The 26,281-nt window shown below is 70.7% G+C and carries 28 protein-coding genes and 2 pseudogenes; 23 read left to right on the plus strand and 7 right to left on the minus strand.

All coding sequences use genetic code 11. The annotated features are described in order from the left end of the window. Window positions 1-89 precede the first annotated feature (89 nt). Window positions 90-719 carry a class I SAM-dependent methyltransferase gene (locus HC028_RS09800; protein ID WP_168075526.1) on the plus strand — a complete coding sequence of 210 codons (630 nt, stop codon included), beginning with the start codon at window positions 90-92 and terminating at the stop codon, window positions 717-719. A gap of 47 nt (window positions 720-766) precedes the next feature. Beyond that, window positions 767-1,519 (plus strand): annotated as a pseudogene (locus HC028_RS09805) (ATP-binding cassette domain-containing protein); the annotation flags it as partial. 8 nt (window positions 1,520-1,527) lie between these two features. Here the strand turns inward: HC028_RS09805 and HC028_RS09810 are convergent. Continuing rightward, entirely contained in the window at window positions 1,528-2,610 is a 1,083-nt protein-coding gene (locus HC028_RS09810; RefSeq protein ID WP_168075530.1) for a uroporphyrinogen-III synthase, read from the minus strand. A 176-nt stretch (window positions 2,611-2,786) separates the two neighbouring features. Here HC028_RS09810 and HC028_RS09815 point away from each other — a divergent pair, with 176 nt between their 5' ends. The 14 genes from HC028_RS09815 (at window position 2,787) to rimI (ending at window position 15,745) form a co-directional block, all read left to right on the plus strand. Next, window positions 2,787-3,500 (plus strand): hypothetical protein, encoded by a 714-nt coding sequence (locus HC028_RS09815; protein WP_168075532.1) that lies wholly within the window; start codon window positions 2,787-2,789, stop codon window positions 3,498-3,500. A gap of 249 nt (window positions 3,501-3,749) precedes the next feature. Then, the gene (gene rplM, locus HC028_RS09820) at window positions 3,750-4,193 is read left to right on the plus strand and encodes a 50S ribosomal protein L13 (protein ID WP_168075534.1); all 444 of its coding nucleotides are present in this window, start codon (window positions 3,750-3,752) and stop codon (window positions 4,191-4,193) included. Between the two features lie 188 nt (window positions 4,194-4,381). Beyond that, complete coding sequence (gene rpsI / locus HC028_RS27025) at window positions 4,382-4,795, plus strand: 30S ribosomal protein S9 (RefSeq protein ID WP_203981188.1); 414 nt, start codon at window positions 4,382-4,384, stop codon at window positions 4,793-4,795. An 87-nt stretch (window positions 4,796-4,882) separates the two neighbouring features. Continuing rightward, window positions 4,883-6,235 (plus strand): phosphoglucosamine mutase, encoded by a 1,353-nt coding sequence (gene glmM / locus HC028_RS09830; RefSeq protein ID WP_168075536.1) that lies wholly within the window; start codon window positions 4,883-4,885, stop codon window positions 6,233-6,235. 79 nt (window positions 6,236-6,314) lie between these two features. Then, on the plus strand, window positions 6,315-7,079 hold the full coding sequence (locus tag HC028_RS09835; RefSeq protein WP_168075538.1) for an SDR family oxidoreductase: 765 nt from the start codon (window positions 6,315-6,317) through the stop codon (window positions 7,077-7,079). A 99-nt stretch (window positions 7,080-7,178) separates the two neighbouring features. Continuing rightward, window positions 7,179-9,050 carry a glutamine--fructose-6-phosphate transaminase (isomerizing) gene (glmS, locus tag HC028_RS09840; protein ID WP_168075540.1) on the plus strand — a complete coding sequence of 624 codons (1,872 nt, stop codon included), beginning with the start codon at window positions 7,179-7,181 and terminating at the stop codon, window positions 9,048-9,050. An 85-nt stretch (window positions 9,051-9,135) separates the two neighbouring features. Then, the gene (locus HC028_RS09845) at window positions 9,136-9,528 is read left to right on the plus strand and encodes a holo-ACP synthase (RefSeq protein ID WP_168075542.1); all 393 of its coding nucleotides are present in this window, start codon (window positions 9,136-9,138) and stop codon (window positions 9,526-9,528) included. Beyond that, the gene (locus tag HC028_RS09850; RefSeq protein ID WP_168075543.1) at window positions 9,525-10,991 is read left to right on the plus strand and encodes an NAD(P)H-hydrate dehydratase; all 1,467 of its coding nucleotides are present in this window, start codon (window positions 9,525-9,527) and stop codon (window positions 10,989-10,991) included. The genes HC028_RS09845 and HC028_RS09850 overlap by 4 nt, the downstream gene beginning before the upstream one ends. A gap of 113 nt (window positions 10,992-11,104) precedes the next feature. Then, window positions 11,105-11,854: a hypothetical protein gene (locus tag HC028_RS09855; protein WP_168075545.1), complete on the plus strand. Its 750-nt coding sequence runs from the start codon at window positions 11,105-11,107 to the stop codon at window positions 11,852-11,854. A gap of 53 nt (window positions 11,855-11,907) precedes the next feature. Further along, window positions 11,908-13,035: an alanine racemase gene (gene alr, locus HC028_RS09860; protein WP_168075547.1), complete on the plus strand. Its 1,128-nt coding sequence runs from the start codon at window positions 11,908-11,910 to the stop codon at window positions 13,033-13,035. Beyond that, window positions 13,028-14,116, plus strand: coding sequence for an alpha/beta fold hydrolase (locus HC028_RS09865; RefSeq protein ID WP_239075346.1), 1,089 nt, complete (start codon window positions 13,028-13,030; stop codon window positions 14,114-14,116). Before alr ends, HC028_RS09865 begins: the two co-directional genes overlap by 8 nt. Next, window positions 14,113-14,604 (plus strand): tRNA (adenosine(37)-N6)-threonylcarbamoyltransferase complex ATPase subunit type 1 TsaE, encoded by a 492-nt coding sequence (tsaE, locus tag HC028_RS09870; protein ID WP_168075558.1) that lies wholly within the window; start codon window positions 14,113-14,115, stop codon window positions 14,602-14,604. Before HC028_RS09865 ends, tsaE begins: the two co-directional genes overlap by 4 nt. Before the next feature lie 38 nt (window positions 14,605-14,642). Continuing rightward, entirely contained in the window at window positions 14,643-15,305 is a 663-nt protein-coding gene (tsaB, locus tag HC028_RS09875; protein WP_168075563.1) for a tRNA (adenosine(37)-N6)-threonylcarbamoyltransferase complex dimerization subunit type 1 TsaB, read from the plus strand. Continuing rightward, window positions 15,302-15,745, plus strand: a complete 444-nt coding sequence (gene rimI, locus HC028_RS09880; RefSeq protein ID WP_168075570.1) for a ribosomal protein S18-alanine N-acetyltransferase — start codon at window positions 15,302-15,304, stop codon at window positions 15,743-15,745. The genes tsaB and rimI overlap by 4 nt, the downstream gene beginning before the upstream one ends. On the opposite strand, the gene HC028_RS09885 is transcribed toward rimI, so the two are convergent. Next, the gene (locus HC028_RS09885) at window positions 15,691-15,891 is read right to left on the minus strand and encodes a hypothetical protein (protein ID WP_168075572.1); all 201 of its coding nucleotides are present in this window, start codon (window positions 15,889-15,891) and stop codon (window positions 15,691-15,693) included. The genes rimI and HC028_RS09885 overlap by 55 nt on opposite strands. Window positions 15,892-15,989: 98 nt before the next feature. Between HC028_RS09885 and tsaD the strand changes: the two genes are divergently transcribed. Then, window positions 15,990-17,036 (plus strand): tRNA (adenosine(37)-N6)-threonylcarbamoyltransferase complex transferase subunit TsaD, encoded by a 1,047-nt coding sequence (gene tsaD, locus HC028_RS09890; protein ID WP_168075573.1) that lies wholly within the window; start codon window positions 15,990-15,992, stop codon window positions 17,034-17,036. A 27-nt stretch (window positions 17,037-17,063) separates the two neighbouring features. Next, window positions 17,064-17,318: a hypothetical protein gene (locus HC028_RS09895; RefSeq protein WP_168075574.1), complete on the plus strand. Its 255-nt coding sequence runs from the start codon at window positions 17,064-17,066 to the stop codon at window positions 17,316-17,318. A 375-nt stretch (window positions 17,319-17,693) separates the two neighbouring features. On the opposite strand, the gene ybaK is transcribed toward HC028_RS09895, so the two are convergent. After that, a complete protein-coding gene (gene ybaK, locus HC028_RS09900) occupies window positions 17,694-18,179 on the minus strand; it encodes a Cys-tRNA(Pro) deacylase (protein ID WP_168075584.1) in 486 nt (161 codons plus the stop codon). A gap of 82 nt (window positions 18,180-18,261) precedes the next feature. Between ybaK and HC028_RS09905 the strand changes: the two genes are divergently transcribed. Then, window positions 18,262-18,543: a hypothetical protein gene (locus HC028_RS09905; RefSeq protein ID WP_168075586.1), complete on the plus strand. Its 282-nt coding sequence runs from the start codon at window positions 18,262-18,264 to the stop codon at window positions 18,541-18,543. Here HC028_RS09905 and HC028_RS09910 read toward each other — a convergent pair. Further along, window positions 18,526-19,704 (minus strand): class I SAM-dependent methyltransferase, encoded by a 1,179-nt coding sequence (locus HC028_RS09910; protein WP_168075588.1) that lies wholly within the window; start codon window positions 19,702-19,704, stop codon window positions 18,526-18,528. The genes HC028_RS09905 and HC028_RS09910 overlap by 18 nt on opposite strands. Window positions 19,705-19,794: 90 nt before the next feature. Further along, window positions 19,795-19,992: a DUF1918 domain-containing protein gene (locus HC028_RS09915; protein ID WP_168075590.1), complete on the minus strand. Its 198-nt coding sequence runs from the start codon at window positions 19,990-19,992 to the stop codon at window positions 19,795-19,797. A 347-nt stretch (window positions 19,993-20,339) separates the two neighbouring features. Between HC028_RS09915 and groES the strand changes: the two genes are divergently transcribed. Together groES and groL are read left to right on the plus strand one after the other, a co-directional pair. Further along, on the plus strand, window positions 20,340-20,654 hold the full coding sequence (groES, locus tag HC028_RS09920) for a co-chaperone GroES (RefSeq protein ID WP_168075592.1): 315 nt from the start codon (window positions 20,340-20,342) through the stop codon (window positions 20,652-20,654). 84 nt (window positions 20,655-20,738) lie between these two features. Next, window positions 20,739-22,376 carry a chaperonin GroEL gene (groL, locus tag HC028_RS09925; RefSeq protein WP_168075594.1) on the plus strand — a complete coding sequence of 546 codons (1,638 nt, stop codon included), beginning with the start codon at window positions 20,739-20,741 and terminating at the stop codon, window positions 22,374-22,376. A gap of 447 nt (window positions 22,377-22,823) precedes the next feature. Here the strand turns inward: groL and HC028_RS09930 are convergent. After that, window positions 22,824-23,162: pseudogene (locus tag HC028_RS09930) on the minus strand (WhiB family transcriptional regulator); the annotation flags it as partial. Between the two features lie 171 nt (window positions 23,163-23,333). Here HC028_RS09930 and HC028_RS09935 point away from each other — a divergent pair. Next, complete coding sequence (locus tag HC028_RS09935) at window positions 23,334-24,095, plus strand: helix-turn-helix transcriptional regulator (protein WP_168075596.1); 762 nt, start codon at window positions 23,334-23,336, stop codon at window positions 24,093-24,095. 122 nt (window positions 24,096-24,217) lie between these two features. Here HC028_RS09935 and HC028_RS09940 read toward each other — a convergent pair whose 3' ends face one another. Continuing rightward, entirely contained in the window at window positions 24,218-24,613 is a 396-nt protein-coding gene (locus tag HC028_RS09940) for a DUF5319 domain-containing protein (protein ID WP_168075598.1), read from the minus strand. 168 nt (window positions 24,614-24,781) lie between these two features. Here HC028_RS09940 and guaB point away from each other — a divergent pair, with 168 nt between their 5' ends. Continuing rightward, window positions 24,782-26,272 carry an IMP dehydrogenase gene (gene guaB / locus HC028_RS09945; RefSeq protein ID WP_168075600.1) on the plus strand — a complete coding sequence of 497 codons (1,491 nt, stop codon included), beginning with the start codon at window positions 24,782-24,784 and terminating at the stop codon, window positions 26,270-26,272. Window positions 26,273-26,281: the final 9 nt, after the last annotated feature.

The raw sequence follows: 26,281 nt of genomic DNA on the forward strand, positions 1-26,281 counted from the left end.
GTACGGGCCTGACATGCGCCTCCACGCCCTGCTCGACTAGCGGCATGCCGTCGTTTCCACCCCCGAGGGGGAGGGGGAGAATGCGGTACGTGAGCGGAGAGCACTATTTCACGGCTGAGCCGACGGCGCCCCAGCGGCAGCGACACGTCGAGTTCGACGTGGGTGACCGGACATACCGGCTCGCGTCCTCGGGCGGCGTCTTCTCCGCCGCCCGCCTCGACCCCGGTACGTCCGTCCTGCTGCACAAGGCGTCTCGCCCCACCCAGGAGACCACGGGTGCCCTGCTCGACCTCGGGTGCGGGTACGGGCCGATAGCCGCCGTCCTGGCCACCTCCGCGCCGAACGCCACGGTGTACGCCGTCGACGTCAACACCCGCGCCCTTGATCTCGTACGCGAGAACGCGGCAGCCCTCGACCTGGACATCGTCGCGCGTACGCCGGACGAGGTCCCCGACGGCGTCCGGTTCGCTGAGATCTGGTCGAATCCGCCGATCCGGGTGGGCAAGGCGGAACTGCACGACCTGCTGGATCGGTGGCTTCCCCGGCTTACCGACGACGGGGTCGCCTGGCTCGTCGTCTCCCGCAACCTGGGCGCCGATTCGCTGCAGCGCTGGCTGGGCGAGCGGGGCTGGGAAGTGGAGCGTCACGCCAGCCAGAAGGGCTTCCGGGTGCTGCGGGTGACCAGAGGTGCGCCGGAAACTGTGCCGGAAGGCGACTGAGACTGGGGGCGACAACGACGCCCTGCCGGGCGGAGAATCCCTGGCTTGTGGGGTACATCGACGTCGCAGGTGTCGCGCACACTCTCCCCGACGGCAGGCGGCTCTTCCAGGACGTGTCGTTGCGGGTGGGTGAGGGTGCGAAGGTGGCCTTCGTCGGGCCGAGCGGCGCCGGCAAGACGGCGCTGCTGCGCATGATCGCCGGTGATCTGCCGGTCCGGGAAGGCACGATCGCCCGCTCCGGTGGCGTGGGCTTCATGCGCCAGTCCGTCGGAATGAGCTTTGATCAGACCACGCTGGAGGAGTTGGCGCTCGGGCTTCTCACGCCGGCGCTGCGCGCCGCTGCCGGCCTCGTGGAGTGGGCCGAGGCCGTCATGCGCACAGCGGAGCGCCGTGGCAAGTTCAGCCCCGCCGCGACCAAGGCCCAGCGGGCGTACCTGGACGCGGTCGCGGGCTGGGGGGAGGTCGGCGGGTACGAGGCCGAGGTCCTCTTCGACGCCGTGAGCCTCGCCGTGCTCCACAAACCGTGGGAGAAAGCCAAGGACATACCGGTCCGCGCCCTCTCCGGTGGCGAGCAGAAGCGTTTCGCTCTGGAGTTGCTGCTGCGCGGCGCGGACGAGGTGCTGCTGCTCGACGAGCCGGACAACTTCCTCACCGTGCCGGAGCGGCGGTGGCTGGAGATCCGGATCAACGAGAGCCCGAAGACCGTGCTGTTCGTGCCGCGCCACGGGGAACTGCTGGCGCCGGTAGCCGGCCGGGTCGTCGAGGTCGGGGCCGGGTCGGTCCGCGTACGCGCGGGTGGGACCGACGATCAGTCGACGCGCAGTCGGTAGCCGCGCTTGACGACGGTCTGCACGTACGCGGCCCGGCCGAGTGCGGCCCGCAGTCGCGCCACGGCCATCTCGACGGCATGTTCGTCCGCGCCGCGGGGGAGGGCGCGCAGCAGCGTGGCGCGGGAGAGCACCCGGCCCGGCTCGTCCGCGAGGGCTCTCAGCACCGCCATCGGCGCCGGGGCGAGCGGGCGCAGTACGCCGTCCACCACCGCGGCGTATCCGCGTAACGTCACCGGGCTTCCGGCGACGCGCAGCGTCACCGACCGCCGGGGCAGTTCATCGGCGAGCACCCGTACGAGCGCGTCGAGCCGGGCCCGGGGCGGCAGCGCGACGGGTACCTGTCGGCGTCGCAGCGGCGCGGCCGCCAACGGGCCGAGACAGGCGGCCAGCACGTCCGTACGCAGGGCGTCCACGACGGTTTCGGCATCGGTCCCGGCGGCGCTCAGCAGCGAGCTGACCGCCGGCGCCGAGGTGACCGCCACCGCGTCGACCAGCCTGCTCGTGGTCAGGTCGATCAGCCGGCGCAGGGGCGCGGGGTCGATCGGCGGCAGGTACCGGGACACCGGCACTTCGACCACGTCCGCGCCGGCGTCGCGCAGGGCCGCCCCGAACTCCGGCTGGGGCTGGCCGTGCAGCTGCAGCGCGATGCGCTTGCCGGCGACTCCGGTGTCGAGAAGGTGGTCGAGCACTTCGTCGTCTCCATCGGACGCCGGACACCAGGATCCGGCCAGGCCGGCGATGGACGCGGCCGGCCCGCGCACGATGAGGTAGCTGGCGGCGAGGCGGGAGCGCAACGGGTCCGCCAGGCCCCAGGCCTCGGCCGCGTCCAACCAGCCGCGCAGCCCCGTGCCGGTCGTCGCGATCACCGCGTCCAGCGGGCGGGCGACACAGGCCAGCGTCGCCCGACGCAGTTCGGTGTCGTCGGCGAGCGGTACGACGCGCAGCGCAGGGGTCGCGACGACGCGGGCACCTCGCCGTCGCAGCAGCCCGACCAGCTCGTCGCGGCGCTCGTCCGCCGGGACGGCGACGGTGAACCCGGTCAGTGGCTGGATGTCGGGCATGGCTGCGGAATCGGCGAGGTCGACGCGTAGCCCATGTCGTAACAGGGTGCCGACGAGCCGTTTCGTGGACGCGTCCGGGTTGTTTCCCGCCTGCTAATCGCGCCATCGAACTTTGTTGTTCACGGATCTTGCCGCGCGGGTATAACGGCGACGTGTTCGCACAGGGAGGAACGTCGATGCGGATAACCAGAATCGCCGTCGTCGCGGCCGGACTGACCGTCGGGCTCACCGCCTGCACGTCGAACGGGTCGCTCACCGGATCCACGGCGCCGAGCGCGTCCACCAGCGTGTCTACCAGCGTGTCTACCAGCGCCTCCGCCGGTACCTCTGCGGGCGCGTCCGCGGGTCCTTCGGTCGCCGGTGTCGCGAACCCGTGTGTCGTCGGCACCTGGAAGTCGACCGGGATGAACGGAACCTTCGACGCCAACGGCGTGCGCGGAACCACAAACGGGGGCGTCGGCCTGTCGTTGACGGTGGCGGCCAGTGGCGCGACGGTCGTCGACTTCACCGGGATGCAGCCGGTCTCGTTCAGTGCGACCGCGGGCACCAGCGAGATCAAGGGCCAGTTCTTGTACGGGGGAAAGGTCGCCGGCTCGGTCGCGGTACCGGCCACCGCGACGACGACGGGCGTCTGGAAGCCGATCGGCGCTACTGACTGGCGCACCTTGACCGTAACCGTCGACATGATCAGCCCGGTCAGTGGCCGCGTGTTCGATCACATGAAGATCGCTGATTTCGCGACGGCCGGTGGCAGTCAGACCGGAGGCAGCGTCGACCTGCAGCCGATTCTGCGGGAGGCCGCGTACGAGTGCAGTGGCAACAGCCTTAAGCTGGGCCCGCCCCCGGGTACGACGTCAGCCGTCGGCACCTGGGTCCTGCAGCGCGCCTGACTCGAATTCTTCACGATCTTGAACACTTTGGCCGGCAATAGGCGGTCTAAGTGTCCAAGATCTGCGAGTAGGGGAGACGAGGCTCGCTTTGACCATACCGGGTCAGTGCGGGTATCGTGGTCGGCTGTTGTGCTATGGCTAGCGCGTCCCCTCAATCGGGTACGCTAGCCGGGTGCGCGCCCGCTCCGATGAGGCGCCCCTGGCTGTGGCCGGGCAGACCCCGCAAATCGACGAGACGAAGGTAGACCTGTGCGTACGTACAGCCCGAAGCAGGGTGAGATCGAGCGTCAGTGGCACATCATCGACGCTTCTGACGTCGTGCTGGGCCGGCTCGCTAGCCACGTAGCGACGCTCCTGCGCGGCAAGCACAAGCCCACGTTCGCACCGCACGTGGACACCGGCGACTTCGTGATCGTCATCAACGCGGGCAAGGTGGCGCTGACCGGTAACAAGCGGCAGACCAAGGTCGCCTACCGCCACTCCGGCTACCCGGGTGGTCTGAAGAAGGTCAGCTACGAGGAGCTGCTGTCCAAGCGCCCCGAGCGGGCGATCGAGCTGGCCGTCAAGGGCATGCTGCCGCACAACAAGCTGGGCAACCGCCTGATCACCAAGCTCAAGGTGTACGCCGGCCCCGAGCACCCGCACGCCGCCCAGCAGCCGGTGCCGTTCGAGATTAAGCAGATCGCGCAGTGAGCGCGGGCGAAGGAACTGACGTGAGCGAGACCACCACCCCGTCGCCGGACGCCGAGCCGGCCGCCATCGAGACGCCGGATGCCGTCGAGACGCCGGATGCCGTCGAGACGCCGACTGCCGCTCCGGCCGCCGTCGAGACGCCGGCCGCCGTCGAGACGCCGACTGCCGCGCCGGCCGCGACCGCGACCGTGACCGCCACTCGGCCCCGCCGCACCGACCGTCCGATCCAGACCGTCGGCCGCCGCAAGGAGGCCATCGTCCGGGTGCGCCTGGTGCCGGGCACCGGCCAGTTCACCCTGAACGGCCAGCCCCTGGAGAAGTACTTCCCGAGCAAGGTGCACCAGCAGCTGGTGCGCGAGCCGCTCGTGATGACCGAGAAGGCCGAGGGCCTCGACGTGCATGCCAACCTGCGCGGCGGCGGCACCAGCGGCCAGGCGGGCGCGCTGCGCCTCGCGATCGCCCGCGCGCTGGTCGAGTTCGAGGCCGACGACCGTCCGGCCCTCAAGAAGGCCGGCTTCCTGACCCGTGACGCGCGCGAGACCGAGCGCAAGAAGTACGGTCTGAAGAAGGCCCGCAAGGCGCCTCAGTACTCGAAGCGCTGACGTCTTCTTCTCGTCGGTCGAATTGTGATGACGGCCGGGCGCACCCTTCGGGGCGCCCGGCCGTTTCGTTCTTTGCGGAGGTATTCCATGGGTCGGCTCTTCGGCACGGATGGAGTTCGCGGTCTTGCCAACGCGGACCTGAGCCCACAGCTCGCGCTGTCCATCGCGGAGGCGGCCGCACACGTGCTCGCCGAGCGAGACCGCTCGCACCGTCCGCGCGCGATCGTCGGCCGTGATCCACGGGCCAGCGGCGAGATGCTGGAGGCGGCGGTGGTCGCCGGGCTCGCGAGCGCCGGAGCGGACGTCCTGCGGGTGGACGTGCTGCCCACGCCAGGGGTGGCGTACCTCGTCGGGGCGACCCAGGCCGACCTCGGCGTGATGCTCTCCGCGTCGCACAACCCGATGCCCGACAACGGCATCAAGCTCTTCGCGTCGGGCGGTCAGAAACTGCCGGACGAGGTCGAGGACCAGATCGAGGCGTTGGTCAGCGGTGCCGGCGGCTCCTGGCGGCGCCCGACCGGCGCGGGGGTCGGGCGGGTGCACGACCTGATCGACGGGCCGGAGGCCTACATCAACCACCTCGTGTCCTCGACCCCGCACCGCCTTGACGGGCTGCGCGTGGTGGTCGACTGCGCGAACGGTGCCGCGTCGGTGATCGCGCCCGAGGCGTACGAGCAGGCCGGTGCCGAGGTCATCGCGATCTCCGCCGACCCGGACGGCCTCAACATCAACGACAACTGCGGCTCCACCCATATGGAGGCTCTGCGTGCCGCCGTGGTCGAGCACGGCGCCCACCTGGGCATCGCGCACGACGGCGACGCCGACCGGTGCCTCGCGGTCACTGCCGATGGCGACGACGTGGACGGTGACCAGATCATGGGCATCCTGGCGGTCGCCATGCGGGACGCCGGAACGCTCACCGACAACACGCTCGTGGCGACCGTGATGAGCAATCTCGGTCTCAAGCTGGCGATGGCCGACGCCGGGATCAACCTGATCCAGACCAAGGTCGGCGACCGGTACGTGCTGGAGGAGCTGCGCGCCCGCGGCCTGGCCCTGGGTGGCGAGCAGAGCGGGCACATCGTGCTGCCGGAGTTCGCCACCACCGGGGACGGGGTCCTCACCGCCCTGCAGCTCATGTCGCGCATGGCGGCCACCGGCAAGTCGCTGGCGGAGCTGGCGTCGGTCGTGCGGCGGCTGCCGCAGGTGCTGATCAACGTTCGGGTCGGCGACCGTTCGATGGGGTCGTCGGCGCAGCCCGTACTCGAGGCGGCGAAGATCGTCGAGGCGGAGCTGGGCGGTACCGGCCGGGTGCTACTGCGCCCGTCGGGTACCGAGCCGCTGGTGCGCGTGATGGTGGAGGCGTCCACCGAGGCGATCGCGCAGGAGTCGGCGGAGCTCATCGCGGCCGCGGTGCGACAGGCGAGCCCGGCGCTGTAGGGCAACCCGGCTGAGGGGTTGCCAAGTTACCGGCGGGTAGTAACGTCTCCGCATGACCCCCACCCTCGAAGGAGGCGCCATGCCCGAACAGTCCGCCCGTACCGCGATCGTGACCGGAGCGTCCCGCGGAATCGGCAAGGCCACCGCTGAGTTGCTGGCCGCCGAGGGGTGCAACGTCGTGCTGACCTCGCGCAAGCAGGAGGCGCTCGACGCGGTGGCGGCGGAGCTGACGGAGGCGTACCCGAACGTCGACGTCCTCGCGCACGCCGCGCACGCCGCCGAGCCCGACCAGGCCGCCGGCTGCGTCGACGCCGCCATGGCTCGGTTCGGGCGCATCGATGTGCTGGTCAACAACGCCGGCACGAACCCGTACTTCGGCTCCCTGGTGGACATCGACCCGGAGCGGGCCGACAAGACGGTACGGCTCAACCAGTTCGGCGTGGTGCTGTGGACGCAGTTGGTGTGGAAGGCGTCCATGGCCGAGCACGGCGGCTCGATCGTCAACGTCGCCTCCGTCGGTGGGCTGCTGACCGAGCCGGGGATCGGCTACTACAACGCGACCAAGGCGGCGGTGATCCACCTGACCCGCCAGCTCGCCCAGGAGTTGGCGCCGAAGGTACGCGTGAACGCGGTCGCCCCGGGCGTCGTGCGTACGCAATTGGCCCGTGCCCTGTGGGAGAACCACGAGGAGTACCTCAAGGAGCACCTGCCGCTGGGCCGGATCGGCGAGCCGGGTGACATCGCCGAGGCGATCGGTTTCCTGGCGGGTGACAAGTCGTCCTGGATGACGGGGCAGACCATGGTGATTGACGGCGGTGCCACGATTCGTTCATCGTTGACCTGATCCGGGCCACCGCCGCCGATTGGAATCGCGCAACTCTTGTGATTGAAACTCACTACTTCGCTCATGGCTTTTGCGTGAAACCCTGCTAAGGTCTCGACCATGTGCGGCATCGTGGGTTACGTCGGCAATCGACCGGCACTGGGAATCGTCCTTGACGGTCTGCGCCGTCTGGAGTATCGGGGCTACGACTCGGCCGGCGTGGCCATCGTCGACGGTGCTCTGTTGACCGAGAAGCGGGCGGGCAAGCTGGCGAACCTGGAGAAGGCGCTGGCCGACGGCGCGGTCGCCGGGCTGGGTGAGGGCACCACCGGCATCGGGCACACCCGGTGGGCCACCCATGGTGGCCCCACCGACCGCAATGCACACCCGCACCGCTCCCACGACGGCCGGGTGGCGGTCATCCACAATGGCATCATCGAGAACTTCAGCCGGCTGCGCGCCGAGCTGGAGGCGCGCGGTGTCGAGTTCGCCAGTGACACCGACACCGAGTGCGTCGCCCACCTGCTGGCCGAGGAGCTGGCGACGGTCGACGGCGTGACGCCCGAGGCGCGGCTGGCCGAGGCGATGCGCCGGGTCTGCCGCCTCCTCGAAGGTGCCTTCACCCTGCTCGCCGTCGACGCACAGGCGCCCGGCGCGGTGGTCGGCGCCCGCCGGAACTCCCCGCTGGTCGTGGGGCGTGGCGCCGGTGAGAACTACCTGGCGAGCGACGTCAGCGCGTTCATCGAGCACACCCGCGAGGCGGTCGAGCTGGGTCAGGACCAGGTCGTGCTGATCACGGGCGAGGGAATCGAGATCACCGACTTCGACGGCAACGTCGCCGAGGGGCGCGACTACCACATCGACTGGGACGCCAAGGCCGCCGAGAAGGGTGGCTACGACTACTTCATGCTCAAGGAGATCGCCGAGCAGCCGCAGGCGATCGCCGACACGCTGCGCGGGCGGCTGTCCGAGGTCGGCGAGATCACCCTGGACGAGGTGCGCCTGTCCGAGCAGGACCTGCGCGACGTCGACAAGGTGTTCATCGTCGCGTGCGGTACGGCGTACCACGCGGGTCTGGTCGCCAAGTACGCGATCGAGCACTGGAACCGGATCCCCTGCGAGGTGGAGCTGGCCAGCGAGTTCCGCTACCGCGACCCGGTGCTGGACCGGTCGACGCTCGTCGTGGCGATCTCCCAGTCGGGCGAGACGATGGACACCCTGATGGCGCTGCGCCACGCCAAGCAGCAGAAGGCCCGGGTCCTCGCGATCTGCAACACCAACGGCTCGACGATTCCCCGCGAGTCCGACGCCGTCCTCTACACCCACGGCGGGCCGGAGATCGCGGTCGCCTCGACCAAGGCCTTCCTCACCCAGCTGGCCGCGTGCTACCTGCTCGGCCTTCACCTGGCCCAGGTGCGCGGCGTGATGTACGCCGACGAGGTCGCCGCCGTCGTCGAGCAGCTGAGCGCGACGCCGTCCATGGTGGACCGCGTGCTCGAGCAGATGGAGCCCGTCCGCGAACTGGCCCGTGACCTCGCGAACGCCCGGTCGGTGCTGTTCATCGGCCGGCACGTCGGATACCCGGTGGCCCTGGAGGGCGCGCTCAAGCTCAAGGAGCTCGCGTACATGCACGCCGAGGGCTTCGCGGCGGGCGAGCTCAAGCACGGCCCGATCGCGCTGATCGAGGACGGTACCCCGGTGGTCTGCGTGGTCCCGTCGGCGCGGGGTCGGGGAGTCCTGCGGGACAAGGTCATCTCCAACATTCAGGAGGTACGCGCGCGCGGCGCCCGTACGGTCGTCATCGCCGAGGAGGGTGACGACGCGGTGGCGCCGTACGCCGATCACCTGATCCCGGTGCCGCCGACGCCGACGCTGCTGGCGCCGCTGGTGACGACCGTGCCGCTGCAGGTGCTCGCGTGTGAGATCGCGGCCGCGCGCGGCCACGACGTGGACCAGCCCCGCAATCTCGCCAAGTCCGTCACGGTCGAGTAGTCGCCTTCTCCGATCTTGGACGGTTGGACCGCCGGTAGCCGGTCCAACTGTCCAAGATCGCGGTAGACGTGCCAGGGTGGTAGTTGTGATCGTGGCTGTCGGCATAGACGTCGTACTCGTCGAGCGGTTCGCCCGGGCGCTGGCCCGTACGCCGCTGCTCGCGGATCGCCTGTTCACCCAGGCTGAACTGAAGACCCCTTCGGGTAATCCGCGTTCGCCGGAGTCGCTCGCGGCGCGGTTCGCCGCCAAGGAGGCGGTGGCCAAGGCGCTGGGCGCGCCGGCCGGCCTGCACTGGCACGACTGCGAGGTCGTCAGCGACCCCGACGGCAGGCCGTGGCTCACCGTCTCCGGCACGGTGGCGGCAGAGGCCAAGAGTCGGGGGATCACCCGCTGGCACCTGTCGCTCTCCCACGACGGTGGGATCGCCTCCGCGATGGTGGTCGCCGAGCGGCTTCCGGACCAAGGGGTGGGCGAGTGAGATCGGCGTGGCGGGTGGCGAGCGTCCGCGCGGCTGAGGCGGCGTTGATGGCGACGCTGCCGCCGGGCGCGCTCATGCAGCGCGCGGCGGCCGCAGTGGCCCGCCGCTGCGCCGAGGTGCTCGACGACCGGTACGGCAGCGAGTACGGCCGCGCGGTGCTGCTGCTGGTGGGGCCGGGCAACAACGGCGGCGACGCGCTGTTCGCCGGCGAGGCGTTGGCCCGCAGCGGCGTGTCGGTGTGCGCGGTGCTCCTGAACCCCGAGCGGACCCACGCCGAGGGGCTGGCCGCATTGACCAGGGCGGGTGGCCGCACCGTCGACACTCCACCCTCCATGGTGGACATGGTGGTCGACGGCATCCTGGGCATTGGGGGCCGGGGCGGCCTGCGGGAGGATGCCACAAGCCTTGTGACCCAAGCGATGCAGGCGCGTGGGTCGGACGGCGAGCGGCCGACGGTCGTCGCCGTCGACCTGCCGTCGGGGATCGACCCCGACACCGGGGCGGTCCCCGGTGCGGCGGTCCGGGCCGACATCACGGTGACGTTCGGCGCGCTCAAGCCAGGAGTTCTGGTGGGCGAGGGCGCGGTGCACAGTGGACTGGTCGAGCTCATCGACATCGGGCTGGGGCCGTGGCTGCGCGATGAGCCGGCGCTGTGGGTTCCGGACCTGGAGGACGTGGCGGCGTGGTGGCCGCAGCCCCGGCCGGGCGACGACAAGTACACCCGGGGTGTGGTCGGAGTCGCCACCGGCTCCGCTACTTATCCGGGGGCCGCGCTGCTGTCCACGGCCGGCGCGCTTCCAGGGCCGGCCGGCATGGTCCGCTACGCGGGCGCCGGGTTCGAGGCGGTGCGGAACAGGTACCCGTCGGTCATCCCCACTGCCTGCGTGGCCGACGCCGGCCGGGTGCAGGCGTGGACCTGCGGGTCCGGGCTGGGGACCGACGAGCGGGCGGCCGGCGAACTGCGGGCCGTACTGGCGGCGGAGGTGCCGGTGTGCGTGGACGCCGATGGGTTGACCCTGCTCGCCGAGTGGGGCGTGGACGCGCTGCGCGAGCGGCCGGCCGCGACGGTGCTCACGCCGCACGACCGGGAGTTCGCGCGGCTCGCGGGGGAGGAGCCGGGGGCCGATCGGGTGACGGCGACGCTGCGACTCGCCGCGCGTACCGGTGCGGTCGTCCTGCTCAAGGGGGACCGCACGATCATCGGCACGCCGGACGGCCGGGCCTACGTCAACCTGACGGGAACTCCGGCGCTCGCGACGGCGGGTACCGGTGACGTGCTGGCCGGGCTGCTCGGTTCGCTGCTCGCGGCCGGTCTGCCGGCGGATCGAGCGACGATCGCGGCGGCGTACGCGCATGGCCTCGCGGGGCGGTACGCGGCCGAGTCAGGGCCGGTGACCTCGGTGGACGTGGCCGACGCGCTGCGGCCCACGCTGGCGCGTGCAGGCATGTGGCGTATGCCATAGGGGACTTAAGAATGTATCTAGCTGATTGGCGGACATTTCTGCATTGAGTGTCAATTAGCGTGTCTGGCTACGCCCGGGAATCGCCGGGTGTACCCCGGATCTAAGGACAATTGATGCTTCGCAAGCTCGCGACCGGCGCGGCGCTCTCCGCTGCGCTGCTCCTTCCGCTCGCCGCGTGCTCGTCCACGAAGGACACGGCCGCTGACTCCGCGCCGAAGGCGACCGCGTCGCCCTCGCCGAAGCCGGCGGAGGTGCTGGCCGCGGCGGTGACCAAGACCAAGGGCGTTAACGTGAAGTTCACGATGGGCGACGCCACCGACAAGGGGACCGGCGTCTACGACGCCGCGAAGAAGATCGGTTCGTTGGAAGGCCAGAGCAAGGGCGAGAAGTTCACGCTGGTCGTCACCGAAACGGACCTGTACATGAGCGGTCCGAGTGATCTGCAGGGCAACACCCTTCACATGCTGATCGCGAAGATGCCGGCCGGCAGCGAGCTGCTCGCCATCACGGACCCGCTTGGCGTTCTGTCCCTGCTCAGCGGCGTGTCCACGGTCACTTCGCCCAGCCCCAACTTTTTCCAGGGCACCCTCGACCTCAACAAGGTCACCGCGACGACGCCGGGGGCCAAAGCGCTGGTCGCGTCCGGGATCAAGGACGCCGGCGCCAACGCGACCGCAGTCCAGTTCAACGCGAAGGCCACCCCGGAGGGGTACCTCTCGGAGTTCAGTACGACGATGCCTGCCGGAGCTGACGGCAAGTCGGACGTTTTCAATCTGACGCTGTCCGACTTTGCTGCGCCGGTGACCGTCACGATTCCGACGAGCAAGGTGATCGAAGCGCCGGACGCCGTCTACAACCAGTAGTCAGGGATTTACCTGCCGGGTCTCTGTCTGGGGTGGCGGCTAGTCTGGTCGCCATGTGGCAGGCGGAGATACGTGTTGATCTTGACGCGATCCGGACAAACCTGGCCTTACTCAGAGACGGCACAACCGCCGAGGTGATGGCGGTGGTCAAGGGCGACGGGTACGGGCACGGCATGGTGCCCGTCGCCCGGGCCGCCCTCGAAGCGGGCGCCACCTGGTTAGGCGCGTGCACTCTCGGTGAGGCTCTCGAACTGCGGGCCGCCGGGATCACCGCCCCGGTGCTCGCCTGGCTGCTCAGCCCGGGCCTGCCCCTGCACGAGGGGGTCGCGGCCGACGTCGACCTGTCTGTCGCGTCGCTCGCCGGGTTGGCGGAGATGGTCGCGGCCGCCCAGCGGGTCGGCAAACCCGCTCGGGTACACCTCAAGATCGATACCGGTCTGCGCCGGAGCGGTGCGCTCCCCACCGACTGGCCTGCCCTGATCGAGGCGGCGGCCAAGGCGCAGACCGACGAGCTGATCGACGTGGTTGGCGTGTGGAGCCACTTCGCGTGCTCGGACGAGCCCGGGCATCCGTCCATCGACGCCCAGTTAGATAACTTCCACGCCGCCCTCGGCGTGGCGGAGCGCTACGGCATCACGCCCCGGGTACGCCACATCGCCAACTCGGCGGCCATCCTCACCCGTCCTGACGCGCACTTCGACCTCGTTCGCGCCGGCATCGCCATGTACGGACTGTCGCCGATCCCGTCGCGCGACTTCGGCCTGCGCCCGGCCATGACCGTCCGGGGCCGCGTCATGCTCACCAAGCGCGTCCCCGCCGGCCAGGGCGTCTCCTACGGCCACACCTACGTGACGCCGGCCGAGACGACCCTCGCGGTCGTCCCCTTCGGATACGCCGACGGCGTCCCCCGCGCGGCCAGTAGCCGTGGCCCCGTCGCGATCGGTGGACAGGTGCACCGGATCGCCGGCCGGGTCTGCATGGACCAGATCGTGCTCGACTGCGGCGACGCACCGGTGGCAGCCGGTGACCTCGCGCTGCTCTTCGGCCCCGGCGACGACGGTGAGCCGACGGTCGATGACTGGGCACGCGCGTGCGACACGATCAATTACGAGATCGTGACGCGGTTCGGCAGCGCCCGGGTGGCGCGTACGTACGACGGGGAGCGGGGCACGGTTGGCTAGCACGACAGACAGCGAGGTACGGCCGGCCAGGAGAAAGACCGCCCGGCGTGCCGGCATTTTCAGCGCGATCGTCGGTGTGGCTGTGGCCGGTGTCGCGGCCGGTGTCGCCGCGGAGCGGATGCTGGTGCGGCGCTCGCGGCGGCAGGACGATCCCTTCGCGTCGGAGCCGTTCGGCAAGCTGGCCTGCGACGAGGAGCTGACGGTCACCAGGCCGGACGGCGTCGATCTGCACGTGGAGCTGCTGAAGTCCGAGACCGGGCCCGACGATCTCACGGTCGTCTTCGTGCACGGGTTCTGTCTGGACATGGGCACGTTCCACTTCCAGCGGCGCGCGTTCGAGGGCCGGTACCGGATGGTCTTCTACGACCAGCCTGGGCACGGCCGGTCGGGGCGGCTCGAAGAGGGCGAGTACACGCTCGAATCACTCGCCGACGGCCTGGCGGCGGTGATCGAAGCCACCGCGCCGACCGGCCGGATCGTTCTCGTCGGCCACTCCATGGGCGGCATGACGATCATGGCGCTGGCCGAGAAGAATGTGCGGCTGTTCGCCGAACGGGTGGCCGGTGTCGCGCTGATCTCCACCTCCGCCGGCAATCTCGACAAGGTGACGTTCGGCCTGCCTGAGGTGGTGGCCAAGTTCCGGCACCCGCTCATGCCGCTCGTCCGCAACGCCGGCAAGATCACCGTGGCGATGGTGGACCGCGCCCGCAAGGCGTCGACCGACCTCGCCTGGCTGCTGACCCGGCGGTACGGGTTCGGCACCGAGTACCCCAGCCCGGCTCTCGTCTCGTACGTGGAGCGGATGAACTCGGCCACCTCGGCCGAAGTGATCGCCCGTTACGTGCGTACCCTCTACACGCACGCCAGGCTGCTCGCGCTGGCCGCGCTGCGCACGGTGCCGGTACTCATCGTCTGCGGCGACGTCGACCTGCTCACGCCGCTGGCGCACTCGCACGAGATCTGCGAGGCGCTGCCCGGCTCGGAGCTGGTCGTGGTCGAAAACGGCGGGCACGTGGCGCTGCTGGAGCACGCCGACGAGGTCAACGCGGCGCTCGGGTCCTTCCTGCGGAGGGTTTCATGACAGCTGTACTGGCCACCGTCGAGGACACGCGCGCCTTCGGTCAGCGCCTCGCCGAGATCCTGCGCCCGGGTGACCTGGTGGTGCTCACCGGCCCCCTGGGTGCCGGCAAGACCGTGGTGGTCCAGGGCATCGGCGCCGGGCTGGGCGTCCGGGGTGAGGTGACCTCGCCGACGTTCGTCATCGCCCGGGTGCACCGGCCCGACCCCGCCCGGGGCGGCCGGGTACCGCTCGTGCACGTCGACGCGTACCGGCTGGGCGCCGTGCCCGATCCGCGCGCCGAAGTCGACGACCTCGACCTCGATGCCACCGTCGACGAGTCGGTCACGGTCGTGGAGTGGGGCGAGGGGCTGGTCGAGCAGCTGGTCGACGCCTACCTGGAGGTGCGCATCGACCGCCGCGGCGACGAGTCCCGCACCGTCGAACTGGTGGCCCGCGGCGCCGACTGGGAAGACCGGCTGTCGGCGCTCCCGGCGGCGGTCTCCCGGTAGGTCGGCGGTAGCTCTGTGGCGCGGACTAGGGTTGCTGCGTGCTGGTAGTGGTGGTTGACTCCGCGACCCCCGCGGTCACGGCGGCTGTGGCCGCGTTGCGGCCTGACCGGGTGGAGATCCTCGCGCAACAGGTGAGCGTCGACGCGCGTGCCCATGGCGAACTGCTCGCCCCCGCGATCCAGACCGTTCTGGCCGACGCCGGCGTCAAGCCCGGCGCGCTGGACGCGGTCGTCGCCGGGCTCGGACCGGGGCCGTTCACCGGCCTGCGGGTGGGTCTCGTCACGGCTGCCGCCTTCGGTCATAGTCTGGGCATCCCGACGTACGGCGTCTGTTCGCTCGACGCGCTCGGTTGGGGGCAGCAGGGTACGGTCCTCGCTGCCACCGACGCCCGGCGCAAGGAGCTGTACTGGGCCGTGTACGCCGACGGCGAGCGGGTCAGCGGCCCCGCCGTCGATCGCCCCGATGAGGTTGCGTCGCGTGCCGCCGCCGCAGGTGCGGTCCGGGTCGTGGGGGAGGGCGGCGAGAAGTACGACCTCGGCCTGCAGTCGGCTGAGCCGCGCTACCCGGTGCCGGCGGCGCTCGCCGCGCTCGCCGCGGACCGGATCCGCGCCGGAGCGCCCAGCGAGCCGCTCACTCCGCTGTACCTTCGCCGGCCTGACGCGACGCTGCCGGGGCAGCAGCGGAAGTCCGTGCTTCAGTGAAGATCGAGCGGCTGCGGTGGTGGCACATCGAGGAGCTGCTGCCGATCGAGGCCGACCTGTTCGGCGAGGAGCGCTGGACCGCGGCGATGTTCTGGAACGAGCTGGCCTCGGGCCACCACTACCTCGTGGCGACCGACGGCGGCCAGATCGCCGGGTACGCCGGGCTGGCCGTCAACCCGCCTGACGAGGGGTGGGTGCAGAACATCGCGGTGCGCCGCGAGGCCCAGCGCCGGGGCGTCGGGCGGGCGCTCCTGGAGGCGCTGCTCGCCGCGGCGCGGGAGCGCGGGGTGAGCCGGACGCTGCTCGAAGTCGCCGTCGACAACGTCGCGGCGCAGAAGCTGTACGCCGACTACGGGTTCGAGCCCGTCGGCGTGCGCCGGGGCTACTACCAGCCGAGCAACACCGACGCATTGGTCATGCTGCGCGAGGAGCCGACTTGACGTCCTCCGCCGCCCTGAAGAGCGGGGATTCCCACGGTCGCCCGTGGGGCTTCCTGGCTGGTGATGCCGGCGTCGATGCCGACCGCGGCGTCGGCCTGCGGCAGCGGCTCGATGGTGGTCTCGACCAGGAGAGCCACCCTCGTCATGCCCCGGATGCTGCCATGGGGATACGTCAATTTCGTGAAGGGAGGGAGCGGCGTTTCCTCCCCTGCCTGAAGGTAGGGGTATCCACGCCGTGAGTCCGATGAAAGACGAACCACTGGTTCTCGGCATCGAGACCTCGTGTGACGAGACGGGTGTGGGCATCGTGCGTGGCCACACGCTGCTCGCCGACGCGGTCGCTTCCAGCGTGGACGAGCACGCCCGCTTCGGCGGGGTCGTCCCGGAGGTGGCGAGCCGCGCCCACCTCGAGGCGATGGTGCCGACCATGCAGCGGGCCCTGGACACGGCCGGGGTGACCCTGGCCGACATCGACGCGATCGCGGTCACCGCCGGGCCTGGGCTGGCCGGCGCGCTGCTGGTCGGCGTGGCGGCGGCCAAGGGGTACGCGATCGCCGCCGACAAGCCGCTCTACGGCGTCAACCACCTCGCCGCGCACGTTGCCGTGGACACCCTCGAGCACGGTCCGCTGCCTGCGCCCGCGGTCGCGCTGCTGGTCTCCGGCGGGCACTCCAGCCTGCTGCTCGTCGACGACCTGGCCAACGGAGTAACCCCGCTGGGCAACACCATCGACGACGCCGCCGGGGAGGCGTTCGACAAGGTCGCTCGGCTGCTCGGGCTGCCGTTCCCGGGCGGGCCCCCGATCGACCGGGCCGCTCGCGAGGGCGACCCGGCGAGTATCAGCTTCCCCCGCGGCCTCACCGGCCCCCGTGATCTGGAGCGCCACCGGTTCGACTTCTCGTTCTCCGGCCTGAAGACGGCCGTCGCCCGCTGGGTGGAGGCCCGGCAGCGGGCCGGCGAACCCGTACCGGTGAACGACGTGGCGGCCAGTTTCCAGGAGGCCGTCTGCGACGTTCTTGCGGTGAAGGCAGTGGACGCCTGCCGTACCCACGGGGTGGACACCCTCGTGATCGGCGGTGGGGTCGCGGCGAACTCGCGGCTGCGCGCGGTCGCCGAGGAGCGGGCGGCCAAGCACGGGATCAGGGTGCGGGTGCCGAGGCCGAAGTTGTGCACCGACAACGGCGCGATGGTCGCGGCGCTCGGGTCCCACCTGGTCGCCGCCGGGGTGCGCCCGAGCGCGCTGGACCTGCCGGCCGACTCGGCCATGCCGCTGACGGTCGTCTCGGGCTGAGCGGCCCAGCAGGGTGAGGGGAGTGCTGTGATCGTACGGATGTGGGAGGTACGTGCCTACCCCGAACGCTTCGGCGACCTGTTGTCGTGGGTGTGCGAAGCCGCCGTGCCGGCGCTGGAGGCCGAGCCACTGCACGTGGTGAGCGAGGTCTTCTCCTCGACCGATCACCGGATCGTGGTCATCTCCAGGTGGCGCGGGGACCCGGCGCCCCTGCCCGATCCGCCGGGGCATCTCGTCGCCCGTAGTTCCCACTCGTGGGACTTCTCGCCGGTCGACCGGTGAAAGGGGCGGTAGCTAGGAGTTCCCGACGCGCCGCCGGACCGGCGGCGCGGTTCGCCCGTCGTCTGGTGGTGCGTGATCGCCCGATCAGGCGGTCTGTCCGGCGCACTGTCCGGTGAGCCGCTTGGCGGCGGCGACGATCAGGGAGATCAGCAGGGCGCTAACGACCTGCACCGCGATCGCGGAAACTACCTCGGCCATTGGTTCTCCTTGGTTAACGCCTTGTGGCAGATGAAACGTAGGGTCACAGGGTTAATTCGAGGTGACACCGACGGGAGTGTGTGGTGACGCTGCGTGAACGACACGGGCGGTCCGACTCGCCCGGGTGAGCAGCGAAAGCTAGGACGGCGCGCGGTCCGGCGGGGGTGCCGGAGACGATCATCGCGATGGGGAAGCGATGGAGGCCAGCGCTGCGCCGGTCAGCCGGACCAGGTCGGCGGGGGCCAGCTCGATCTCCAGCCCGCGCCGGCCGGCCGACACGTACACCGTCTCGTGCGCCTGCGCGGAGGAGTCGACGACGGTGGGCAGCCGCTTGCGCTGACCGAGCGGGCTGATCCCGCCGCGCACGTACCCGGTCGTGCGCTCCGCCAAGACCGGATCGGCCATGGCGGCGCGCTTGCCGTCCACCGCGCCGGCGAGCGCCTTGAGGTCCAGGGAACCGGTCACCGGTACGACGGCTACGGTCAGCGCGCCGTCGACGGCCGCCACGAGCGTCTTGAAGCACCGGGCTGGGTCGATGCCGAGCGCGGTGGCGGCCTCGGCGCCAAAGGATTCCGCCCGCGGATCATGTTGGTACTCGTGCACCCGGTGCGCGACCTTCTGCTTGTTCAGCAACACCGTTGCCGGCGTACCCTGCCCTGCCACGAGGCGTACGCTACCGCTTCGCCGAGATCATTTCGGATCTGTGTGATCTCCTGTACCAGCGCGGCCGATGGAGGTGTGGGCGATGACGGGGAGCCGTCGGCTGTACGTGTGGGTGCTTTCCTGCGGTCTCGCCATGACGGCGCTACTTGTCGGTGGGGCGGGAGCAGGGGCCAGGGCCGCGGCGGCGACCATGCAGCGGACCGGCGCCCGGTGCGCCCGACCGGCGGCGACGGCGGACGTCCGGCATGAGGAGCGGGCAGCCGGTTCCTGGCGCGGGCGGACGCTGCGGGCCGCCGGCTGCGGCGCGTGGCGCAAGGCCCATCGCATGCACCACCGGCACAGTGGCTCACACCGGGGTGCATAGGAGCGCGGTCGGCGCTCCGGCGACGCGCGTGAGCACCACGGTGAGTTCGGCGTCACCGGTCGGTCTGAGGTCGCGGCGCAGTCGCTCGACGTCCACCGCGGAGCCACGTTTGGCGATCGTGATCCGGCCGGCGCCGCGCGCGTGCAGCGCCGAGCGCAGCCGTTTCAGCGAGAACGGCATCGAATCCACGATCTCCAGGCACCGGCCGTACGGGGTGGGCAGCGGGGCGTCGGCGTACACGTAGGCGATGGTCGGGTCGGCGAGCGTGCCGTTCACCGTGAGCGCGAACTCGGCGACCAGGTGGGCGCGTACGACCGCGCTGTCCGGGTCGTACAGGTAGCGGCGTAGTGGCCCCACCGGCGCCTGCTCCTCGCCGGTGCCGGTCAGCTCGTGCGTTTCGCCGTCGCGGAGCAGCGTTGCTCTGCGCGGAACCTCGGCCAGGGGCCCGCACCAGAAGGCGGCTTCCACGAGGTCGCCGTGCACGGAGACCCACTGCGCTTCGGCGCCGGGCGGAATGAGGGCGTGGTCGATTCCGGGCGCGAGCTTGAGCGCCGTACGCGGTACCCGCTCGGTGAGCCCGACGATGAAGTCCCACGGCGGCGAGTAGGCGTTCGGATCGAACACCCGCCGGCCGGCGGCGGTGCGCCGGGCCGGGTCGCAGAAGACCGCGTCCATGCCGGAAAGCGACACCTCCCGGGCGTCTATCGCGGTCACGCTGACCCGATCGCCCAGGCCGAGGGCCGCGACGTTCGCGGCGGCTACCGCCGCGGTGAGCGGGTCGGCGTCGACAGCCAGTACGCGCAGGCCGGCCCGGGCGAACGCGATCGCGTCGGTGCCGATGCCGCAGCCCAGGTCGGCGACGGTACGGGCGCCCGACGCCGCCAGCCGCGCGGCGCGCCGGGTGGCCACCTCGGCCCGCGTGGCCTGCTCCAGTCCGGCGCGGGTGAAGAGCATCGCCTCGGCATCGGCGCCGAACTTCGCCGCCGCGCGACGGCGAAGCACCGCCTGGGTCAGCGCCGTGGCGGCGAGGTCGGGGGAGATGGCTCGCGCGCGCAGGCGCGAGGTCGCGGCGAGCGGGTCGAGCTCTGCCACCGCCATGGCGGCGGCGAGGGCTTCGGCGCCTTCGGGGGTGAGCAGGGCGGCCAGCCGATCGGAGTCCACCGCGCCATTGTGGCGGGCGGCTGACCGCCGGGCGCGGGGTGGGACACCGGGCCGCCCGGCGGACGGCCCGGTGTCGGCACCGGACGCGGATCAGGCGTTCTCGGTGGCGCGCGTTTCGATAACGCAGTCCGGACCGGGGTAAACCAGGTTCTCGTGTCCGTCCGGGAAGCGAACCACGTACGGCGGGGCGCCGTCCTGTCCGCGTACCTCGATGATTTCCCCGAACCGGTCCTTGTCGCCGACGGTACGTCCGTGGACGTGCAGTCGGTCGCCGACGGTTGCCCGCATTCAGATCGCCTCCTCATATCTGGACGGCTCCCTCTCGACGATGGCGCATTCGGGAGCGTGGCGGAAGGTGCCCTACCCGGGGTCGGGGTTCTTGCACCGCTGGACAAACACGTCGTTTTGAGGCATGAAAGGTAACGAATTGGTAACGGAGGGATGAGGAAAATTCGGACAGTGAGCCCTGTCGCTGGCACTCTCCTTGACGGAGTGCTAGCTCGCGGAATAACCTCCCGTTAGCACTCTCGACGTGAGGGTGCTAGACACAGGTGCCTAGCCCGGAGTTTCCGGCACCCGCGACGACGGAAGCGCCAGGCGGCATGAGAGACACGAACTCAATACCCCAGGAGGGTATGCCCGTGACTACCGCGACAAAGGTTGCGATCAAGCCGCTCGAGGACCGCATCCTGGTCCAGGCGAACGAGGCCGAGACCACCACGGCGTCGGGCATTGTCATTCCCGACACCGCCAAGGAGAAGCCACAGGAGGGCACCGTCCTCGCTGTCGGTCCCGGCCGGGTCGACGACAAGGGCAACCGGATCCCGATCGACGTGAAGGTCGGCGACACGGTGATCTACTCCAAGTACGGAGGCACCGAGGTCAAGTGGGGCGGCGAGGAGTACCTGGTGCTCTCCGCCCGGGATGTCCTCGCAGTCGTCGAGAAGTGACCCACTAACACCCGTGGACACCGCCCCGGGCCGGTGCGCATGCTGCGTCGGTTCCGGGGCGGTGGCTCGTGAAGGGAACTCCACATGGCGAAGATCCTGAGCTTCGCGGACGACGCCCGCCACCGCCTCGAGCACGGCGTCAACGCGCTGGCCGACACGGTCAAGGTCACGCTCGGCCCGAAGGGTCGCAACGTCGTCCTCGAGCAGAAGTTCGGTTCACCCACCATCACCAACGACGGCGTGACGATCGCCAAGGAGATCGAGCTCGCCAACCCGTACGAGAACCTGGGCGCGCAGTTGGTCAAGGAGGTCGCCTCCAAGACCAACGACGTCGCTGGCGACGGCACCACCACGGCGACCGTCCTCGCTCAGGCGATGGTCCGCGAGGGCCTTCGTGCGGTCGCCTCCGGCGTCAACCCGATCGCCCTCAAGCGGGGCGTCGACGCAGCGGCCGGGGCCGTCGCCGAGGCGCTGCGCGGCAAGGCCACCGACGTGGCGAGCCGGGACGAGATCGCCCAGGTGGCGACGATCTCCGCGCAGGACCCGACGATCGGTGACCTGATCGCCGAGGCCATGGAGAAGGTCGGCCGTACCGGTGTCATCACGGTCGAGGAGGGCTCGACCCTCGCGACCGAGCTCGAGGTCACCGAGGGCATGCAGTTCGACAAGGGCTACATCTCGCCGTACTTCCAGACGGACCCGGAAGCCGGCGAGGCCGTCCTCGACGACCCGTACATCCTGATCACGACGCAGAAGATCAGCGCGATCGAAGAGCTGCTGCCGCTGCTCGAGAAGGTCGTGCAGTCCAGCAAGCCGCTGCTGATCATCGCTGAGGACGTCGAGGGCCAGGCGCTGTCGACCCTGGTCGTGAACTCCATCCGCAAGACCCTGAAGGTGGTCGCGGTCAAGGCGCCGGCGTTCGGCGACCGCCGCAAGGCCATGCTCCAGGACATCGCGATCCTCACCGGCGGTGAGCTGGTCGCGCCCGAGCTCGGCTACAAGCTCGACGCCATCGGCCTCGAGCAGCTCGGCCAGGCCCGTCGCGTCGTCGTGACGAACAACAACACGACGATCGTCGACGGCGCGGGCAGCGAGGCTGACATCCAGGCGCGGGTCGAGCAGATCCGCAAGGAGATCGAGGCCAGCGACTCCGACTGGGACCGGGAGAAGCTCAACGAGCGGCTCGCGAAGCTCGCCGGTGGCGTCGCCGTCATCAAGGTCGGCGCGGCCACCGAGGTCGAGATGAAGGAGCGCAAGCACCGCATCGAGGATGCGATCTCGGCGACCAAGGCCGCCGTGGAGGAGGGCATCGTCCCCGGTGGTGGCGCCGCGCTCGTTCAGGTCCTGGGCGTACTGGGCGCCAACCTCGACCGGGCCGGCGACGAGGCGGCGGGCGTGCAGATCGTGCGCCGCGCTCTCGTCGAGCCGCTGCGGTGGATCGCCCAGAACGCCGGGTTCGACGGGTACGTCGTCGTCGAGCGGGTGCGCGAGGCGAACTGGGGGACCGGCTTCAACGCCGCCACCGGCGAGTACGTCGATCTGGTCAAGGCCGGCATCGTCGACCCGGTGAAGGTCACGCGTAGCGCGGTCGCCAACGCCTCGTCGATCGCGGGCCTGCTGCTGACGACCGAGAGCCTGATCGTCGAGAAGCCGACCGCGCCCGAGCCGGCGGCCGCCGGCCACGGCCACGGTCACGGACACCAGCACGGCCCCGGTTTCTGACCGGTACACATGACTCCGGCCGGCCCACCCCCTCGGGGTGGGCCGGCCGGAGTCGTGTTCGGCCAGGTTGATCGGCCGGAGTCAGTGGGGGATCGCGGTTCTGGGTACGAGCCCCGTACGCGGTCCCGCAAGGGCGCCCTGCTGCGCGAGTATCGCCGCAGCGTTGCTCGGTCCGGCGGCGGCAGCGGCCGCGGGTGCCGGGCGTTGCGCCGGCGGTACCGGTGCGGGCTGGCGGGTGACCGGCACCTGCCTTCGCCCAGGGGCCGGGCCGTGACCCGGCGCCGGTCCGCTCCCCGGTGCCCGGTCATGTCCCGGCGCCTGACCACGTCCCGGTGGCTGACTGTGCCCCGGGACCTGCTCACGCGCCGACCCGTGACCGCGGCTGTTGATCGGCCGCCGGGTCGGCGGTGCGACCGGCGTGACCGAGCGCGGAGCCGGTGGTCTTAAGCCCAGGCGGGCCTCCAGCCGGCCTACGTCGACCCGAGACTGTTGCCGGTCAGCCGCGTCCTCCCACCCCGTGGCGAGCAGCCTGAGCCGCTCCGCCTCGGTGAAGCCACCCCAAACGCCGTACGGCTCGCGGGTCGCCAGAGCGTGCGCGGCACACTCTGCGCGTACCGGGCAACTGCGGCACAGCTGCTTCGCGGCGGCCTCCCGGCGCCCCCGGGATGCACCCCGCTCACCGTCGGGGTGGAAGAACTGGGCGCTGTCCCGGCCCCGGCACAGTCCCATGCGCTGCCAATCCCATATGTCGGCGATGGGACCGGGCAGCCGAGCGACGTTCGTCATGCGCACCCTCCTTCCGTACGTGCGGTTGAGATGACTTGCCAAAAACGCTGCTCGCAAACCACCCGTTGCGTTCTGCTGTCCGCTTGCGTTGTACCGGCGAGGGGCGATTCCGAGGAAAGCTGAACAGTTTTGCCCAGATCTGTAGTCCCCTCAACGGAGAGGGGAGACGCGTTGCGTACGGTTCTGGTCTGTGTGAAGACACCGCTGGCGGCCCAGGCGATCGGGGCTTCGGCGACTCGGCTCGGCATCGGCTCGGCCGTGCGAACCGCGCTGACCGCGACCGAGGCCGTGTCCCAGCTCGCTGCTGAGCCCGCCGAACTGGTGCTGGTCGACACCGCGGTGGCCCGCCCGGACAGCGCCGACTTCACCCGGCGGGCGCTGTTGGCCTCACCGGGCGCCACGATCGTCTTCTTCGGCGTGGAGGAGCCGCGCAACGCGGCGGCGGCGATCGCGGCCGGCGCCCGCGGCGTGATCCGAGCCGACCACACCGATGCTGTGACGCTCGTCACGAAGGCGGTGCTGTTGCTCCTCACGCAGCCCGCTGTCGGCCAGCGGCCGATGGCCGTGAACGGAACCGGAGCCGGGGACCGGGCGAGCGTGACCAGCGGGGGTCCCGGGTACGCGACCGCGTCGGGCGTCGGGCGGGCCGTGGCCGCCGGGTCGTCGATGCGGTCCGGTACGAGCGTCGCCCTGCCGCACCAGCGCGCGGATGTCGCGACCGAGCCTCCCCGTCGACGCGTCGAGCTGACCGAGCGCGAGCTACAGGTCCTGCGGGGTATGGCGGACGGCAAGAGCAACGCTGAGATCGGCCGTGATCTGTACGTCTCCGAGGACACGGTCAAGACCCATGCCCGGCGGCTGTTCCGCAAGCTGGGCGCGCGTGACCGTGCGCACGCTGTGGCGTCGGCGTTCCGCGCTGGCCTGGTGAGCTGACCGGTCCAGACATGCGGGGGCGGTACCCCGCGGTCACTGGCGTTAAACGGCGCGGGGAGGCGCCGTCGCCGCGGCCTGGGGGAGCGCCATCACCACGGACTGGGCAAGCGCCGTGACCGCCTTCAGCGCTCGCCGTCGTCGGTGGCGTCGGCCAGCGCGTCGTGCACGCCGTCCGCGTATCCCCGCGCGTACTCCCACGTGACGTAGTGATCCGGGTCCGGGTCGTAGGCCGGCTCGTGCACCCGGGGCCGACCCGACGTCAGCAGGTGGCGGAGGTTGGAGCGCAGCAGGTCCCAGTCGAAGTAGTGGGGCTCGTGGCAGTCCTCACACTCGATCACGAGCCCGCGGATACCGATGGGGGTGAGCAGCGCCTGGTAGATCTCAAGATCCGCGAGGTCCTCCAGCACGTCCTGCCGTTCCGCATCGGTCAGCGGCTCGCCGGCGTCGTCGGTCGCGTCGAGATCAGCGCTCGGGTCACCTGGGTCCCCGGCGAACGGGTCGATGGGCTCGTCCTGCACCCTTTCACCGTAGCCCCGAACAGGGCCGTGTGCCGGCCCCGACACCGGTTCGCGGTATCGGCTCGTGTCGCGCTCACGCCTACCGCCCACATACCGGCCAGGGCCCGGCGCGCTGGTGGGTACGATAAATGCACCCGCCCGCCGACTAAAGAGCTGGGAAATCACTTCATGGATCTAGACAGCCGTTCGTTGCCGCTCGGGTTGACCTTCGATGACGTCCTCCTGCTTCCCGCCGAGTCCGATGTCGTGCCCAGCACGGTCGACACCTCGACGCAGCTGACGCGCAACGTCCGGCTGCACATGCCGCTGGTCTCCAGCGCCATGGACACCGTCACCGAGGCCCGCATGGCGATCGCCATGGCGCGCCAGGGTGGCATCGGTGTGCTGCACCGCAACCTCTCCATCGAGGACCAGGCGCAGCAGGTTGACCTCGTCAAACGCTCCGAAGCCGGCATGGTCACCAACCCCATCACCTGCTCGCCCGACGACACGCTGGCCGATGTCGACGCGCTGTGCGGGCGTTACCGCATCTCCGGCGCGCCGGTGACCGACGCCGATGGCGCGCTGGTCGGCATCGTCACCAACCGCGATATGCGCTTCGTCACCGACAAGACCGCGCTCGTCCGCGATGTCATGACCAAGATGCCGCTCGTCACCGCCCCGGTCGGGGTCGACAAGGAGACCGCTCTCGGGCTGCTGCGCCAGCACAAGGTCGAGAAGCTGCCGATCGTCGACGAGGCCGGCAAGCTGCGCGGCCTCATCACGGTCAAGGACTTCGCCAAGAGCGAACAGTTCCCGAACGCGACCAAGGACAACGCGGGCCGGCTGCGGGTCGCCGCGGCGGTCGGGGTCGGCGAGGAGTCGTACAAGCGCGCCCGCACCCTGATCGACGCGTGCGTCGACGTCCTCATGGTCGACACCGCGCACGGTCACAACCGCCAGGTGCTCGAGATGGTTGCGCGCCTCAAGCGCGAGGCGCCCGGCGTCGACATCGTCGGCGGCAACGTGGCCACGTACGCCGGGGCCAAGGCCCTGGCCGGGGCCGGTGCGGACGCGGTGAAGGTCGGCGTCGGGCCCGGCTCGATCTGCACGACGCGAGTCATCGCCGGCGTCGGCGTCCCGCAGGTCACCGCGATCATGGAGGCGGCGCGCGCCTGCCGGCCGCTCGGCGTGCCGGTCATCGGCGACGGCGGTATGCAGTACTCCGGTGACATCGCGAAGGCGATCGTCGCGGGCGCCAGCTCGGTCATGCTCGGCAGCCTGCTGGCGGGCTGCGAGGAGAGCCCCGGCGACCTGATCTTCATCAACGGCAAGCAGTACAAGTCCTACCGGGGCATGGGCTCGCTGGGCGCGATGCAGTCGCGCGGCCAGGCGAGGTCGTACTCCAAGGACCGCTACTTCCAGGACGACGTGCTCTCCGACGACAAGCTCGTACCGGAGGGCATCGAGGGCCAGGTACCCTACCGCGGCCCGCTGCAGGCGGTCTCCCAGCAGCTCGTCGGCGGCCTGCGCGCCGCCATGGGCTACGTGGGCGCCGCCACCATCCCCCAGATGCACGAGCGGGGCGAGCTCATCCGGATCACCGCGGCAGGTCTCAAGGAGAGCCACCCGCACGACATCCAGATGACCGTCGAGGCTCCCAACTACCATTCCCGCTGAACTACTTGT

Source organism: Planosporangium flavigriseum, assembly GCF_011947225.1.
In the GTDB taxonomy this organism is placed as follows: domain Bacteria; phylum Actinomycetota; class Actinomycetes; order Mycobacteriales; family Micromonosporaceae; genus Planosporangium; species Planosporangium flavigriseum.